A 13,680-nucleotide genomic window follows, 5' to 3' on the forward strand; every position below is an offset into this window, starting at 1 on the left:
CGCGCAAAATCGATAGCTAAGATGGCGGCATGATCCATGCATAACCTGCGATAAGCTGCGGCGCTCTTGCGTACGAACCGGTGCGCCAAGCGTGGCTCCACTGCACTCCTGGGAGTATTTCGTTGAAGAGCTTTGAATTTCGCCGGCCGCTCGTGGTCGGCATTGGCGGCACGACCCGCGCGGCCTCATCGACTGAACGCGCACTTCGCCTCGCGCTGCGCGGCGCTGAAGCCGAAGGCGCGCGCACGCGTCTGTTTGGCGGCACGTTCCTGCACTCGCTCCCTCACTACGCGCCGGAACACGGCGAACGCTCGGCGGAACAGCTCGAATTGATTGAGGCGGTGCGCGAAGCGGATGCGGTCATCATCGCGACGCCGGGATACCACGGCGGCGTCTCGGGGCTGGTCAAGAACGCACTGGACACGCTGGAGGAACTCCGCGACGACAAGCGTCCCTACCTCGACGGCCGCGCGGTGGGTTGCGTGGTGACGGCTTATGGATGGCAAGGTGGTGGTGCCGTGCTTACGTCCCTACGCTCGATCGTGCATGCGCTGCGTGGCTGGCCGACACCGTACGGTGCGGCGGTCAATTCGCTGGAAACGCGCTTCGAGACGATTGATTCCTGCTCGGACCCGAAGGTCGCGGAGCAATTGGCGACGGTGGGCCGGCAGGCTGCGCAGTTTGCGCTGGCGTTTAATGCCCGGGACGCGCTGGGTGATCTGGATCTGCGTGATGGAGGCTCTGGAGGCTCCGCCGCAATCGCACAGGCAATCATCGATTGAAAAAACGCCCGGTGCAGTTCACACCGGGCGTTTTTGCTTTTACCAGTCTAACCAGCTAGAAGATCCGGGCGGCGTCGACGTCGCCTCCTGTGCTGTTCGCGGCTCACCGCCCATCGCAACATCGCTTATTTACAGGTATTACTCAGGAGTCCATGCCGGTTTGTGGCCAACTCCTGCCTTTAATTCTTGAACGGTAACTCCGGCGTAAAAACGAACGGATCGAGCGCATACCCCGTGTGGAAATAACCGCTGCATGCGCACGTTGCGATGCGTTCAAGGTCGTACGGCTCGCGTGCGGCCTCATGAGACTGATTGGCGGCCAGCGTTCGCCGCTCGCGCCAGTGCCGCAGCACTTCGGTGCCCCAGTTGCTAAAAATGGCTCTCGGTTCAGACATCGCAGTTCTCCTTGAACGTGTTCCGGTACGGGCTCCCGCTAAGTACAAGGTAGGTCAAACTCGAACGTACGGGAACCATCTTTTATTCATTTGCATATCTGACGATGAATAAAAAACCCATCGACCTCTCCCGATTCCCTCCTACTAAACCAGCGCTTCACGGAGTTTCACTAAGGGTCCCTCATAAACGCCCCACGTCCGGTGTGTAAAGCAAAGTCCAATCGCTTCGTTGCCGCGCCCGCGCGCGGATGCTTCAATTTATTGCCGCTGCGGTTTTTGCATGCACCCGCTTCTGCCAGTCCCAGCGCGCAAGCATCCCGATACACGACGATCCACAACGACACCCGACGATATCCAACGATTCCCCAAGGAGCACTCGATGACCCTGATCGCCACGCCTGCCGTTGCCGCCGACCCCTCAACCGCGCTGGACCTGGACGTCCATGCAGTGGGCGGCCGGATCGGCGCCGAAATCCGGGGCGTGCGCCTCGGGCCGGATCTGGCCGACTCGACCATTGCGGCCATCAACGCCGCGTTGCTGCGGCATAAGGTGATCTTCTTTCGCGGCCAGTCACATCTGGACGACGCCGCGCAGGAAGCGTTCGCCAGCCGCTTCGGCGAAACCGTCGCGCATCCGACGGTGCCATCGGTCGCCGGCAGCAATCGTCTGCTCGAACTCGACTCGAAGAACGGTAGGCGCGCCAATTCGTGGCATACGGACGTGACCTTCGTGCCGGCCTATCCAAAGATCTCAATCCTGCGAGGCGTCGTGATTCCGGCTGCTGGCGGCGATACGGTCTGGGCCAACACTGCTGAGGCCTACGCCCGTCTGCCGGACCCGCTGCGCGCCCTGGCGGACTCCCTGTGGGCCATTCATACGAATACCTACGACTACGCGGCGAACCGGACCGCGCCCGTGACCGACGCTGAGCAGGCGTATCGCGAGCAGTTCACGTCGACGGTCTATGAAACCGAACATCCGGTCGTGCGCGTGCACCCTGAAACAGGCGAACGCAGCCTCGTGCTGGGGCATTTCGTGCAGCGCTTCGTCGGCTTGTCGCAGCGCGATTCGGATCGCCTGAAAGAGCTTTTCCACGACCACGTGACGCGCCTGGAAAACACGGTGCGCTGGCGCTGGACCCAGGGCGACGTGGCGATCTGGGACAACCGGGCGACACAGCACTACGCAGTGGCGGATTACGACGAGAGCGCGCGCCGCGTGGTCCGGCGCGCGACCGTGCATGGCGATGTGCCCGTGGGTATAGACGGTCAACGCAGCCGCGCGTTGCGCGGTACGCCAGCGTTGAACTAACCCTGCACCCGGCAGCGCTGCCTTTGGCCCCCTTCTTTGCAAATCCAATGACCCCACGATCCCTTCTGCACTCCCTCATTGTCACGCTGGGCATGGTTGCCGCCACGAGCGTCCTGGCCGCTGCCCCCGCTGTTGTCCGGATCGGTGTGGCAACGCAAGGCTACGGCGATCCGCCCGTGTTCGGCGGCTCGCCGGCGGCGACCGCCCAGTTGCAGCATCGCGTGGAAGACGCGCTCAAACCCGACGACGTCAAGGTGGAGTGGCTGTTCTTCAAAGGCGCTGGACCGGCAGTCAACGAGGCGCTGGCGAATCGTCAAATCGACTTCGCCTATCAGGGAGACCTGCCCGCCGTGCTCGGCCGCGCGAATGGCCTCAAAACAAAACTGCTGCTCGAATCCGGCGTGCGCACCGGCGTCTACCTGGCGGTGCCGCCCGACTCCGACATCAAGAGCGTCAAGGACTTGAAAGGCAAGCGCGTCGCGATCTTTCGCGGCACCAACCTGCAGCTTGTGGTCGATAACGTCCTGAAAGCGAACGATCTCTCCGAACGCGATCTGCACGTAATCAATCTCGACGATGCCGCATCGCAAGCGGCGCTTGCATCGAAGGGCGTGGACGCAGTGTTCCTCGACTTCAAACTCTTCAAGCTCCAGCGGCAGGGTCTCGCGAAGATCATCTACGCGTCGCGTGACGGCGGCCTGCAGTACACACGACAAGCGCATCTGCTGGTCCTCGACGACTTCGACCATGACCACGCCGACATCGTGCAGAAAGTCGTGACGTCGGTTGTGCAAGCGTCCCAATGGTCCTCGGACGAGGCCAATCGCGAAGCGCTCTTCACGCTGTGGGCGAAGAGCGGTGTGCCGGTGGAATCGTGGCAATCGGAGTACGCGAACCAGACGCTCAAGGAGCGCACCTCGCCGTTGATTGATCCGTTCATTGTGGCCCGCTATCAGGCCGTTGCCGACGACGCGCTGCGTCTTAACCTGATCCGTCAGCCCGTGAGTGTGAACGGCTGGTTCGAGCCGAAGTATCTCGACCAGGCGTTGAAGACGCTGAAGCTCGAGAACTACTGGCCGCGTTTCGATGCGTCCGGCAAGCCGCTGGCATCGTGAACATCTGAACTACTCTGGAGAATCCGGTCATGGCGAACAGCATCGCTCGCACTTTGAATCCAGGTCAACGGGTGTCGCTCGACGGCACCCGAAGTCACACCGCGAACGTGGCGCGATCGCTGGGCTGGATCGCACTGCCGTGGCTCGTGCCCGTGGCCAGCGCCATGTTATGGGTGCTCGGCTCACACTACGGCTGGATATCGCCGCAAATCCTGCCGTCACCCACCCTCGTCTTCGATACCCTCGGCGGCCTCGCCAGCAGCGGCGAACTGTGGATGCATATTGGCGCGAGCCTGTCGCGGATCGCAGTGGGCTTCACGGGCGGCGTCGTACTCGGCTTGCTGTTGGGCGCATGGCTGGGATTGTCGCGCACAGCCGAGGCTTACATCCTGCCCAGTTTCAATGCCGTCGTACAGGTGCCGGTACTGGGCTGGTTGCCGTTCCTCATGATCGTGGTGGGAATAGGCGAGCCGTTGAAGTATTTGCTGATCGGGCATGCTGCGCTCGTACCAGTCACCTTAAGCACGCTGCAGGGATTTCGCCGGACACCGCCCGCGTATCTCGATGTTGCGCGCGTCTTCCGCTATTCACGCCGCCAGACCATCTTCAACGTGATCCTGCCTTCGGCCGTGCCGGTCATCGGCACGGGTATCCGGCTTGCTTTTACCAAGACGTGGCTCACCCTGGTCGTGGTCGAACTAGTGGCATCGTCGGAAGGGCTTGGTTACCTGATCGTGTACGGACGGCAGCTATTCCAGCTCGATCTGGTGCTTGCTTCGGTGCTGATCGTAGGTGCGATCGGGTACGCAGCGGACCGCTTGCTGACGGTGCTCGAACACAAATTGTCGCCCGCGCGGCTGGCCTGAAGGAGCATCGACATGTCCACGCCGTCTCTCGAACTTGAAACCGGCTCCGGGGCCATCGGCCCATCGGGCGAATCGGGCAAGGCCGGACGCTGGCGCGGCTGGGTCATCCCGGTTGCTGCACTCCTCGCCTGGTGGTTCGTATCACGTCACATAGTCGCCGGCCACGGCATGATGACCTCGCCCGCACAAGTGTTGCATACAGCTCTGGATCAGGCGCGAAGCGGTGCTTTGTGGCGGGCGCTCTCGGCATCGCTTGCACGCGAGCTGACGGGCTTCACGCTCGGCGCAAGCCTTGGGCTCGTGCTTGGCGCGTTGCTCGGTGTCTCGCCCTTCGCAAACCGGCTGATCGGCCCCAGCTTCAATGCGTTCAAGCAGGTCTCCTTGTTTGCATGGATACCGCTGATCTCGGTATGGTTCGGTCTGGGCGATGTCGCGAAGGTCGTCTTCCTTTCGCTCGCCGCGCTGGTGCCCGTGGTCGCGCATACGAGCGACGGCATCCGCGCGGTCTCCCCCGCTTTGCTCGATGTCTCCCGAGTGTTTCGCTACAGCAAGTTGCAAACGGTCAGATACGTCGTCCTGCCCGCTGCGTTGCCGTCCATCTGCACCGGCATCTATCTCGCGCTCATCTATTCGTGGCTTGCAACGCTCGGTGCGGAGTATCTGCTGGTCGCGGGCAGCGGTATCGGCAACACGCTGGTCGATGGCAGCGAACAGTTTCGCATGGATCTCGTGGTGTTTGGCGTGATCGTGATCGGCATCACCGGCTGGGCGCTGAATGCGTTAGCTCGCGCCATCCAGCAACGCTGGTTCCGCGATCCGGCGGCTTGATTTATCACCTTTACTATTTAATAAAGAGTCCATATCGTCATGGCGACCGTCTCTGTTACCTCAACAAGTGAGCTCACTCTGCATCACGTCACGAAGCGTTTTGCCGGCGACGACCACTCGGTGCCCGTGCTCGATCGCATCGACCTCTCAGTGAAAAGCGGCGAGTTTCTAGCTATTGTGGGTGCGAGCGGTTGCGGCAAATCCACGCTCCTGCGCCTGATTGCAGGGCTCGACGACCAGTTCGACGGCGAGATTGAATTCAGCGGCGAGCGCATTCGCACCACCGACCTTGCGCGCGGTATCGTGTTCCAGGATCATCGGCTGTTTCCGTGGCTCAACGTTGAGCAGAACATTGCGGTCGCACTGAAGAACTCAGGGCGCAGCAAGGAAGAGAACCGCCGGGCGGTCGCCGAGCATATCGCGCTGGTCGGCCTGAAGGGCTATGAAAAGCATCATCCGCATCAGCTTTCGGGCGGCATGGCACAGCGCGTGGCCATTGCCCGAGGGCTTGTGAACCGGCCGAAGCTTCTGCTTCTCGACGAACCGTTCGGGGCACTCGACGCACTCACGCGAAGCCGGCTGCAAAACGAGTTGCGACGCATCTGGGAACACGAGCGGATCACCATGATTTTGGTTACCCACGACGTTGACGAAGCCGTGTTCCTTGCGGACCGCGTGGTGGTCATGCAGGCACGGCCGGGGCGTATTGGCAAGGTGGTGGGAGTCAACCTGCAACGCCCGCGCAGTCGCAGCGATGCCGCCTTCGTGCGTTTGCGTGACGAAATACTGGCGGACTTCAGCGTGCCGCACGACGCGTCCGCTCCAGCCTGATCAGCACGGTTCTCTCGGGCACATGCTTCGAGACGTTTTCTTCTTTCCAATCCTTGGCGACAACGGGTTTGCTTCTGCCAAATGCTTGTTTCACTTGTTCCTCGCGGCTGGTTAATCTGGGACACATGCATTCCACTGCATTGTGTACCGGAGGTAAAACAAGCATGCACTACAAGGGTTATGAAGTCGCTCCCGCGGCACAAGCGCTGCCCAGCGGATTGTTCGCCGCCAATCTCGTGATTCAGGACGAAGGGTCGCTGCAAAAGCGCGCTTACGTATTCGACGCGCTCGACTACTTCTTCGAATCCGATCTTGCCGTTGCTTATGCCGCACGCTGGGCTCGCATGTGGATCGACAATCGGCGGTTGCCGCGCGCTTGACGCTTTTTCCGCCCTCCTTAGTCACGGAGGGCGGCATTCCAAACCGGTCTTAGTTCAAAGCAACGGCCGCTGCCGCGTTGACCGGCGACCCTTCCAGCGCGACCGAAGCACGTCCGTCCGGTCCCGCAGGCACGTCGCCCACCAGCGTTGTCCGATACAGTTGCCGGTCAAACTCCAGGTCGAAGATGTCCGATGGCGCGAGGTGCGCCGTCGAGCGATTGTCCCAGAACGCTATGCTGCCCGGTTCCCATTTGAACCGCACCGTGAACTCCGGACGCGTCACGTGTTCCCACAGCAATTCGAGAATCGCCTGACTCTCACGCGGCGTCACGCCAACAATATGCTTCAGGAAACTCGGGCTGACATATAGCGCCCGCTCGCCAGTCTCAGGGTGCACGCGCACCAGCGGATGCTCAGTAACCAACGCGCGTTGCTGCACGGCTTGCTCAAACGCGCTCGTGGCGCTGGCCCCTGCGGGCGGCGTGAATTTATGCACACCACGCAAGCCATCGACAAAATCGCGCAACGGCGCCGAGAGCTTTTCGTACGCGGCAACGAGGCTTGTCCATTGCGTGTCGCCGCCATAAGGCGGAATGGTGACACCCCGCAGGATTGATGCAAAGGGCGGGTTAACTGCTGCCGTCACATCGGTATGCCAGCCGGTCCAAGGGCGTAACAACGCCTGTCCTTCGAAGCGCGTTGCCTTGCGATACTTGGAAATAGAATAGATCTCGGGGTGCCCGTCAACGTGCCCGAACACGGGATGTCCCAGCGTGAGCTCGCCGAACTGCGCGGAGAACGCCACATGCTGTGCATGCGTGAGGAACTGCTCTCTAAAGAAGATCACGCGCCACTTCAACAACGCCGCGCGAATCTGCGCGACCTGGTGGGTGTCGAGTGGCTGCGATAGATCGACGCCACTGATTTGCGGTCCTATATATGCCGACAACGGCGTGACCTGGACCGACTCTGTAGTGCTTGCGACGGCTGCGTTCATTGCATGTCTCCTGAAAGAGGAATCGCCAGTTTGAGGTTGGGAACATTCGGGTCTTCACGATTGAAAATCAGACATGCGCGACGGCATGAAAAACGGATCCCGACGTTTCGATATACACATTACGGGTGCGCCGCAACGGCCTCAACCAATCGATGCACATATACAAACCACGCCGAACGCAAAAGATGGCAGAAGACTAGAATAAATCTCGCAGTGTCGAATAACGTTATCGCGTTTTATTCCTTCCCAATCCCCACGAGCCGGTCTAACTTCATCGCCATGAACTCAACCATCCAGTCACCTTCCAGTCTCCCCCATGAACAACAGCCAGTCGCGTGGATCGCCGGGGTCGGCGCCAGCGCGGGACTCGGCGCAGCAGTCGCCCGACGCTTCTCGGAAGGTGGCTTCACTGTCGCCCTCACGGGACGCACGGCCGAACGCGTGGAAAGCATTGCTGCGGAAATTCGCGCCGCGGGCGGTGTGGCCCACGCATTGGCTGGCGACATATCGAATGAAGCAACGGTCGGCGAGCTCGCCGACCGCGTGCGTGAACTCGGTCCATTAACGGCGGCCATATTCAACGCAGGCGGTGCAAGCCGTGCGCCCACGCTTGAACTGAGCGCAGCGAACTTCGAGCAGGCGTGGCGCACCGGCGTGCTCGGCGGTTTCCTGTTTTCTCAGGCAGCGCTGCGCCGGATATTGAACAATGGACTGAACGCCGCCTGTTCAACCGGGCGCGGCTCGTTGCTTTTCACAGGAGCCACGGCCGCGTTGCGCGGCAAGCCGCCCTTCGCGGCTTTTGCTGCGTCGAAGGCCGCGCTGCGTTCGTTGAGCCAGACCCTTGCCCGCGAGTTCGGGTCCGAGGGCGTACATGTGGCGCATATTGTGATTGATGGTGGCATTGACGGCGAGCGTCTTCGGCAATCCGCGCCGCAGCGCGTCCAGCACGCCGGCGACGATGGCTTGCTGCAAGCAAGCGCCATCGCGGAGAGTTATTGGCAGTTGCATCATCAGCATAGAAGCGCGTGGACGCAAGAACTTGATCTGCGTCCGTTCAAGGAAACGTTCTGAACAACGCAACGAGTCGCGCGTTGAAACGTCGTGCGCGGCTCGCTTTGATTTCGCTGTCGGGCGTTCCTTGTAGGCACGCCTGCAGTCACTTATTTCTTCCATTTATCCCGTCATGTCGAAACGTCCCGTCCTCCTTGCGTTAGCGTTGTGTGCCGCGCTCGCCCCATTCAACGCCCGCGCCGCCGGTGCAAACGAACTACGCATCGGCTTCGTGCCGGGACCCTATGCCGATGAATTCAAGGCCGGGGTCGAACCGCAATTACGCCAGAAGGGTTACACGATCAAGTACGTGGAATTCAGCACGGGGCTGGAGGCAAACCAGGCTGTGTATCGTGGCGAGATTGCAGCCGATGTCATGCAGCACGAGGTCTATCTGAAGTCATACAACGACCGCAACGGAACCGATCTGGTCGCCGTGGTGCAAGTACCCACGCCGCCAATGGGTCTTTATTCGAAGAAACATCATGCGTTGACGGACGTCCAGGCCGGCGCGAAAGTAGCCGTGCCGAACGATCCGGTCAACCTGGAACGCGCACTCAAGATCCTGCAACGGATCGGCTGGATCAAGCTTCGTCCGAACAGCAATCCCGTGGATGTGACCGAGCGTGACGTGATCGCGAATCCTGCCGGAATCAAGATCGTTCCGCTTGAATCGGCGCAAGCGCCGCGTGCGCTCGATGACGTTGATTTCGCGGCCATCCAGGGCAACTTCGCGATCTTCAGCGGCTACAAACTCACCGATGCACTCGCCCTCGAACAGATGACACCGCCCTACATTAACCAGGTCGTGGTCAGGGCTGCGAACAAGACGTCGCGCAGTACGCTGGACATTGTCGATGCCTATCAGTCGCCGGCTTTTCAGAAAGTCATCCTTAACAACCGCTTCTACGACGGCTTTCGTCTGCCCGAATACTTCGCCAGCAAGTAGGGTTATCGCGACGACAACCGAATAACCTTATGGAATTTTATTCGTTCAGCTTCGGGTCACACGGGTATAGCTTTGAAGTCTTGATCCCCGGGCCGAGGAACGACCATGAGCACCGTATTCGAAGAACGTCCGCGTGCAGAAACGTTGCTGGCGGTAGAAGCTGAACTCAACTATCTGCGTGCTGGCGAGGGCCGACCGGTGAGCTACACGTTCGAGCCACCACCCGGCGTGCCCTGGACTTCCGGCGCACTCGAACCCCGGCGCGTGACCATCCGCGACGCTCGTCCACTCGCCGCCGCGGGAGAGTTATCGCTGGATAAGAGCGGCTTCGAACGCATCGAACATAGAAGTGCACTGACCAACTTCAGCGACGACGCCGCCATCCGCTCGATCTACTACAGCGAATCCGAACAGGTCCTCCTCAAGGCGACTGGCGCGGAGAAGGTTGTGGTATTCGATCACACCCTGCGCGACAGCTTGAGCGGTTCGCGCACAACCTCGTCTTTGCGCGAGCCCGTGAGGCGCGTGCACAACGACCAGACGTTCGTCTCCGGGCCCCGTCGCGTGCGTGACCACCTGCCTGCCGGGGAAGCAGCCCAACGCCTCAAGCACCGGTTTGCGATCATCAACCTATGGCGGCCGCTCGACGTAGTGGAGCAGTTACCCCTTGCACTCTGCGACGCACGCTCGATCGCAGCAAGCGATCTGGTGCCGAGCGACCTTGTGTACAAGGACAAAGTCGGTGAGACTTTTTCCTTCACACATAACCCAGCCCATAGATGGTATTACTTCCCGAAGCTACGACCCGACGAAGCGCTGCTGCTCAAGATCTACGACTCGCGCGACGACGGCACGGCCCGTCTGACCGCACACACGGCGTTTGAAGATCCGACTACGCCGGAAGGCGCCGCACCGCGCAGAAGCATCGAATTGCGGGCCCTGGTTTTCTGGAAGGAATGACGAGGAACAACACCTCAGCAGCCGGTGCATGCCAACCGTCCCACGCACGCACCGGATCTTAGCTAAGCTTTCAAATTTGCATAAACACATGAAAACAGAATGGTTGGGCAAGCGCGCGAGTCATGAGACGATTCGCGCCTGCCAACCAGAAAGAGTTTCAACATGCATCGTAGAACTGTTCTTGCAAGTCTCGCCATCGCCGCACTCGGCGCTGTCGTAAGCGTCGCCCATGCGGAAGACGCCCCACTGCGAATCGGCACCATGAGCGGCCCCGACGCGCAGATCTGGACCGAAGTGTCCAAGGTCGCGGCGCAAGAAGGCCTCAAGATCAAGGTGATCGAATTCAACGATTACATCCAGCCCAATGCCGCCCTCGATGCAGGCGACCTCGATGCGAACGGCTTCCAGCATCAGCCGTTTCTCGACAGCCAGGTCAAGCAGCGCGGCTACAAGATCGTCAACGTGGGCCTGACCTACGTTGCGCCAATGGGCTTCTACTCGAAGAAGTTCAAGTCGTTGAAAGACCTGCCGCAAGGGGCGAAAGTCGGTATCCAGAACGACCCGTCGAACGGCAATCGCGCGCTGTTGCTCCTGCAGAAAAACGGCATCATCAAGTTGAAGGCCGGCGTGGGCAAAGATGGCGTGAACGCAACGCCGCTCGACGTGGTCGAGAACCCGAAGGGCATCAAGCTGATTGAACTCGACTCGGCGCAGTTGCCGCGCTCGCTGGACGACCTCGCCGCCGCGTCGATCAATACGGACTATGCCGTGAAGGCCGGCCTGTCGCCTACGAAAGACGCCATTGCTATCGAAGACCTGAAGGGCCCTTATGCCAACCTGATCGCGGTACGCACCCAGGATCGCAACAAACCGTGGGTCAAGAAACTGGTAGCCGCGTATGAGTCACCGGACGTGAAGAATTTCATCGATACCCAGTTCAAAGGCTCGATCATTCCGGCGTTCTAAGCAGGACATGCCGCGCCGCGAGGCGGACCATCCATAACTTCTCACGTGCTTAGGTTGTGAGCTTCTATTGGTTCGCCCCGGCGGCGGCTTGCTCGCTGAGGTTAGTCTTTCCGGGGCGCGCGCTCATCTTCTCAAGCAGTTGTCCAGCGGCATGGCGCAGCGGGTGGCAATTGCAAGGGGCCTGTTTTCCTAGCCTGATTTGCTGCTGCTCGACGAGCCCTTCAGCGCGGTCGTCGCGACCTCTTGCTCGCCAGTCTGCGCGGTGAATTGCTGGAAAGTCTTGGGGCGGTCACGGCCTAAATACGCCCCTTCAGGACAGGCTCAAAGCCGTGCAATAGAGACTTCGGTAGACTTCACGAACGCAATGACTTCGCTCCCGACCTTCAGTTCCAGCTCATCAATCGAACGTGTGGTGATCACCGATGTGACAATGCCATAAGGCGTTTCCACATCGACTTCCGAGACCACCGAACCGCGAATAATCTCCTTGATATGACCTTTGAACTGGTTGCGTACATTGATTGCCGTGATGCCCATAATGATGCTCCGTATTGATTGAATAGTGCCGGGGCCGGTAGACAGCGGCAATGAGTGAATCGATAACCCCATCTAGCCCGGCTGCGCACCGTTCCTGAGAACGCGCGATAACACCTGTTCTTCGAGCTCGGCGAAACCTTCCGCCGTGCGCAAACGCGGACGCTGCAGGGTGATGGCGGCATCGAAGGAAATCTTCCCCGCTTCGATCAACACAATCCGCTCGCCCAGCGCCACTGCTTCCTGCACATCGTGCGTGACGAGCAGTGCGGTGAAGCGATGCTCGCGCCACAACCGTTCAATCAGCGCGTGCATTTCAATCCGCGTCAACGCATCGAGCGCGCCCAGCGGTTCATCCAGCAACAGCAGGTCCGGCCGATGCACCAACGCGCGCGCAAGCGCCACCCGTTGCCGCTGACCACCCGACAATTGCGCGGGCCAATCGCCCTCTCGCGCACTCAAGCCCACTTCAGCCAACGTCGCGCGTGCGTCTTCACGAGACGAACGCGGCAAGCCGAGCATGACGTTTTGCAGCACGCTCTTCCATGGCAGCAAGCGGGCATCCTGGAACATGATGCGAGTCTCCAGCACGCTGGCTCCGGCCGCCGCGTTGCGCTGTACGACACCGCCAGTGGCCTTTTCAAGGCCCGCGATCAGGCGCAGCAACGTGGACTTGCCGCAGCCACTACGTCCGACTATCGATACAAAACTGCCGCGCTCTATGGCGAAATCAAAGTTCGACAACACCTTGCGCTCGCCGAAATGTTTGTCGACGCCTTGCAGTTCGACAGCCATGTCCACGGGGTGCGTACGGGGCGCAGTAGCCGCCGGTGCACGCCCGCGTGTGGCAACTTCCGGCCCGTTGCCTTCCAGCACGGCGTTGCCCGATGCATACGATGCGTAGCTTGATGTCATAGTTTCGCTCCCTTCTGATACGCAGGATGCCAGCGCAGCGTTGCGCGCTCGATTGACTTCGCGAGCATGTCGGCAAGCTTGCCGAGCAGCGCATAAAGCAGGATGCCGACCACCACCACATCGGTCTGCAGGAACTCGCGTGCGTTCATCGTCATATAGCCGATCCCCGATTGCGCCGAGATGGTCTCGGCGACGATCAGCATCACCCACATCAACCCGAACGCAAAACGCACGCCCACCAGGATGGAAGGCAATGCCCCCGGCAGGATCACGTCGCGATACAGCGCAAAGCCCGAGAGTCCGTAGCTGCGTGCCATCTCGATCAGGTCAGCATCGACGGAACGAATGCCGTGATACGTATTCGTATAGACCGGGAAAAACACGCCAAGCGCGACCAGGAACAACTTCGCTTCCTCGCCGATGCCGAACCACAGGATCACGAGCGGGATCATCGCGAGCGCGGGGATATTGCGGATCATCTGCACGGTCGAGTCGAGCGCGATCTCTGCCGGCTTGAAGAGCCCTGTTCCCAGCCCAAGCACGAAGCCGATGCTGCCGCCAATAGCAAAGCCCGTCAGAGCACGCCATGCGCTGACCTTCACGTTCGCCCACATGTCGCCCGACTGGATCAGCTCCCATGCAGCCTTGACCACGGCCAGCGGTTCGGGCAACACCCGCGACGACAAACCTCCCGTGCGCGCGGCCAGTTCCCACGCGATCAGGATCAGGATGGGCACGAGCCACGGCGCGACCTGTACACCGGCGCGGCGAAAAAACGGGACGACGTTCATCGGACCTCC

16 protein-coding genes and 1 pseudogene are annotated in these 13,680 nt (G+C 60.5%); 12 read left to right on the forward strand and 5 right to left on the reverse strand.

The genetic code is table 11. The annotated features are described in order from the left end of the window. Positions 1 to 116: 116 nt before the first annotated feature. Complete coding sequence (locus SBC1_RS32940; protein ID WP_370469701.1) at positions 117 to 782, forward strand: NADPH-dependent FMN reductase; 666 nt, start codon at positions 117 to 119, stop codon at positions 780 to 782. Positions 783 to 961: 179 nt separating this feature from the next. Here SBC1_RS32940 and SBC1_RS32945 read toward each other — a convergent pair whose 3' ends face one another. Beyond that, a complete protein-coding gene (locus SBC1_RS32945; protein ID WP_165104503.1) occupies positions 962 to 1,177 on the reverse strand; it encodes a hypothetical protein in 216 nt (71 codons plus the stop codon). A 379-nt stretch (positions 1,178 to 1,556) separates the two neighbouring features. On the opposite strand from SBC1_RS32945, the gene SBC1_RS32950 reads away from it, so the two are divergent. From SBC1_RS32950 to SBC1_RS32975, 6 genes are all read left to right on the forward strand, one after another. Then, entirely contained in the window at positions 1,557 to 2,489 is a 933-nt protein-coding gene (locus tag SBC1_RS32950; protein WP_165104504.1) for a TauD/TfdA family dioxygenase, read from the forward strand. Between the two features lie 47 nt (positions 2,490 to 2,536). Continuing rightward, positions 2,537 to 3,604 (forward strand): ABC transporter substrate-binding protein, encoded by a 1,068-nt coding sequence (locus tag SBC1_RS32955; protein WP_165104505.1) that lies wholly within the window; start codon positions 2,537 to 2,539, stop codon positions 3,602 to 3,604. Between the two features lie 29 nt (positions 3,605 to 3,633). Further along, the gene (locus SBC1_RS32960) at positions 3,634 to 4,470 is read left to right on the forward strand and encodes an ABC transporter permease (protein ID WP_165104506.1); all 837 of its coding nucleotides are present in this window, start codon (positions 3,634 to 3,636) and stop codon (positions 4,468 to 4,470) included. Between the two features lie 12 nt (positions 4,471 to 4,482). Beyond that, positions 4,483 to 5,298 (forward strand): ABC transporter permease, encoded by an 816-nt coding sequence (locus SBC1_RS32965; RefSeq protein WP_165104507.1) that lies wholly within the window; start codon positions 4,483 to 4,485, stop codon positions 5,296 to 5,298. 39 nt (positions 5,299 to 5,337) lie between these two features. Next, positions 5,338 to 6,129 (forward strand): ABC transporter ATP-binding protein, encoded by a 792-nt coding sequence (locus SBC1_RS32970; RefSeq protein ID WP_165104508.1) that lies wholly within the window; start codon positions 5,338 to 5,340, stop codon positions 6,127 to 6,129. Positions 6,130 to 6,293: 164 nt separating this feature from the next. Then, positions 6,294 to 6,509 (forward strand): hypothetical protein, encoded by a 216-nt coding sequence (locus tag SBC1_RS32975; RefSeq protein ID WP_165104509.1) that lies wholly within the window; start codon positions 6,294 to 6,296, stop codon positions 6,507 to 6,509. Positions 6,510 to 6,558: 49 nt separating this feature from the next. Here SBC1_RS32975 and SBC1_RS32980 read toward each other — a convergent pair whose 3' ends face one another. Continuing rightward, positions 6,559 to 7,506 carry a TauD/TfdA family dioxygenase gene (locus SBC1_RS32980; RefSeq protein ID WP_165104510.1) on the reverse strand — a complete coding sequence of 316 codons (948 nt, stop codon included), beginning with the start codon at positions 7,504 to 7,506 and terminating at the stop codon, positions 6,559 to 6,561. Positions 7,507 to 7,785: 279 nt separating this feature from the next. Here SBC1_RS32980 and SBC1_RS32985 point away from each other — a divergent pair, with 279 nt between their 5' ends. The 5 genes and pseudogenes from SBC1_RS32985 to SBC1_RS40185 all read left to right on the forward strand — a co-directional run. Continuing rightward, positions 7,786 to 8,577: an SDR family NAD(P)-dependent oxidoreductase gene (locus SBC1_RS32985; RefSeq protein WP_165104511.1), complete on the forward strand. Its 792-nt coding sequence runs from the start codon at positions 7,786 to 7,788 to the stop codon at positions 8,575 to 8,577. Between the two features lie 112 nt (positions 8,578 to 8,689). Then, a complete protein-coding gene (locus tag SBC1_RS32990) occupies positions 8,690 to 9,505 on the forward strand; it encodes a MetQ/NlpA family ABC transporter substrate-binding protein (RefSeq protein ID WP_165104512.1) in 816 nt (271 codons plus the stop codon). Positions 9,506 to 9,610: 105 nt separating this feature from the next. Beyond that, a complete protein-coding gene (locus tag SBC1_RS32995; RefSeq protein ID WP_165104513.1) occupies positions 9,611 to 10,465 on the forward strand; it encodes a CmcJ/NvfI family oxidoreductase in 855 nt (284 codons plus the stop codon). Between the two features lie 162 nt (positions 10,466 to 10,627). Then, on the forward strand, positions 10,628 to 11,431 hold the full coding sequence (locus SBC1_RS33000) for a MetQ/NlpA family ABC transporter substrate-binding protein (protein ID WP_165104514.1): 804 nt from the start codon (positions 10,628 to 10,630) through the stop codon (positions 11,429 to 11,431). Between the two features lie 88 nt (positions 11,432 to 11,519). Beyond that, positions 11,520 to 11,621, forward strand: a pseudogene (locus tag SBC1_RS40185) (ABC transporter ATP-binding protein); the annotation flags it as partial. A gap of 131 nt (positions 11,622 to 11,752) precedes the next feature. Here SBC1_RS40185 and SBC1_RS33010 read toward each other — a convergent pair. From SBC1_RS33010 to ssuC, 3 genes are all read right to left on the reverse strand, one after another. After that, positions 11,753 to 11,968: a molybdopterin-binding protein gene (locus SBC1_RS33010; RefSeq protein WP_031357267.1), complete on the reverse strand. Its 216-nt coding sequence runs from the start codon at positions 11,966 to 11,968 to the stop codon at positions 11,753 to 11,755. A 72-nt stretch (positions 11,969 to 12,040) separates the two neighbouring features. Further along, positions 12,041 to 12,880, reverse strand: coding sequence for an ATP-binding cassette domain-containing protein (locus tag SBC1_RS33015; RefSeq protein ID WP_165104515.1), 840 nt, complete (start codon positions 12,878 to 12,880; stop codon positions 12,041 to 12,043). Further along, positions 12,877 to 13,671, reverse strand: a complete 795-nt coding sequence (gene ssuC / locus SBC1_RS33020) for an aliphatic sulfonate ABC transporter permease SsuC (protein ID WP_165104516.1) — start codon at positions 13,669 to 13,671, stop codon at positions 12,877 to 12,879. The genes SBC1_RS33015 and ssuC overlap by 4 nt, the downstream gene beginning before the upstream one ends. Between the last annotated feature and the right edge of the window lie 9 nt (positions 13,672 to 13,680).

The organism is Caballeronia sp. SBC1, assembly GCF_011493005.1.
In the GTDB taxonomy this organism is placed as follows: Bacteria; Pseudomonadota; Gammaproteobacteria; order Burkholderiales; family Burkholderiaceae; genus Caballeronia.

Coding starts and splice junctions, on each gene's coding strand:
- SBC1_RS32945 (WP_165104503.1), bottom strand. CDS start 1,177: ATGTCTGAACCGAGAGCCATTTTTAGCAACTGGGGCACCGAAGTGCTG.
- SBC1_RS32950 (WP_165104504.1), top strand. CDS start 1,557: ATGACCCTGATCGCCACGCCTGCCGTTGCCGCCGACCCCTCAACCGCG.
- SBC1_RS32955 (WP_165104505.1), top strand. CDS start 2,537: ATGACCCCACGATCCCTTCTGCACTCCCTCATTGTCACGCTGGGCATG.
- SBC1_RS32960 (WP_165104506.1), top strand. CDS start 3,634: ATGGCGAACAGCATCGCTCGCACTTTGAATCCAGGTCAACGGGTGTCG.
- SBC1_RS32965 (WP_165104507.1), top strand. CDS start 4,483: ATGTCCACGCCGTCTCTCGAACTTGAAACCGGCTCCGGGGCCATCGGC.
- SBC1_RS32970 (WP_165104508.1), top strand. CDS start 5,338: ATGGCGACCGTCTCTGTTACCTCAACAAGTGAGCTCACTCTGCATCAC.
- SBC1_RS32975 (WP_165104509.1), top strand. CDS start 6,294: ATGCACTACAAGGGTTATGAAGTCGCTCCCGCGGCACAAGCGCTGCCC.
- SBC1_RS32980 (WP_165104510.1), bottom strand. CDS start 7,506: ATGAACGCAGCCGTCGCAAGCACTACAGAGTCGGTCCAGGTCACGCCG.
- SBC1_RS32985 (WP_165104511.1), top strand. CDS start 7,786: ATGAACTCAACCATCCAGTCACCTTCCAGTCTCCCCCATGAACAACAG.
- SBC1_RS32990 (WP_165104512.1), top strand. CDS start 8,690: ATGTCGAAACGTCCCGTCCTCCTTGCGTTAGCGTTGTGTGCCGCGCTC.
- SBC1_RS32995 (WP_165104513.1), top strand. CDS start 9,611: ATGAGCACCGTATTCGAAGAACGTCCGCGTGCAGAAACGTTGCTGGCG.
- SBC1_RS33000 (WP_165104514.1), top strand. CDS start 10,628: ATGCATCGTAGAACTGTTCTTGCAAGTCTCGCCATCGCCGCACTCGGC.
- SBC1_RS33010 (WP_031357267.1), bottom strand. CDS start 11,968: ATGGGCATCACGGCAATCAATGTACGCAACCAGTTCAAAGGTCATATC.
- SBC1_RS33015 (WP_165104515.1), bottom strand. CDS start 12,880: ATGACATCAAGCTACGCATCGTATGCATCGGGCAACGCCGTGCTGGAA.
- ssuC (WP_165104516.1), bottom strand. CDS start 13,671: ATGAACGTCGTCCCGTTTTTTCGCCGCGCCGGTGTACAGGTCGCGCCG.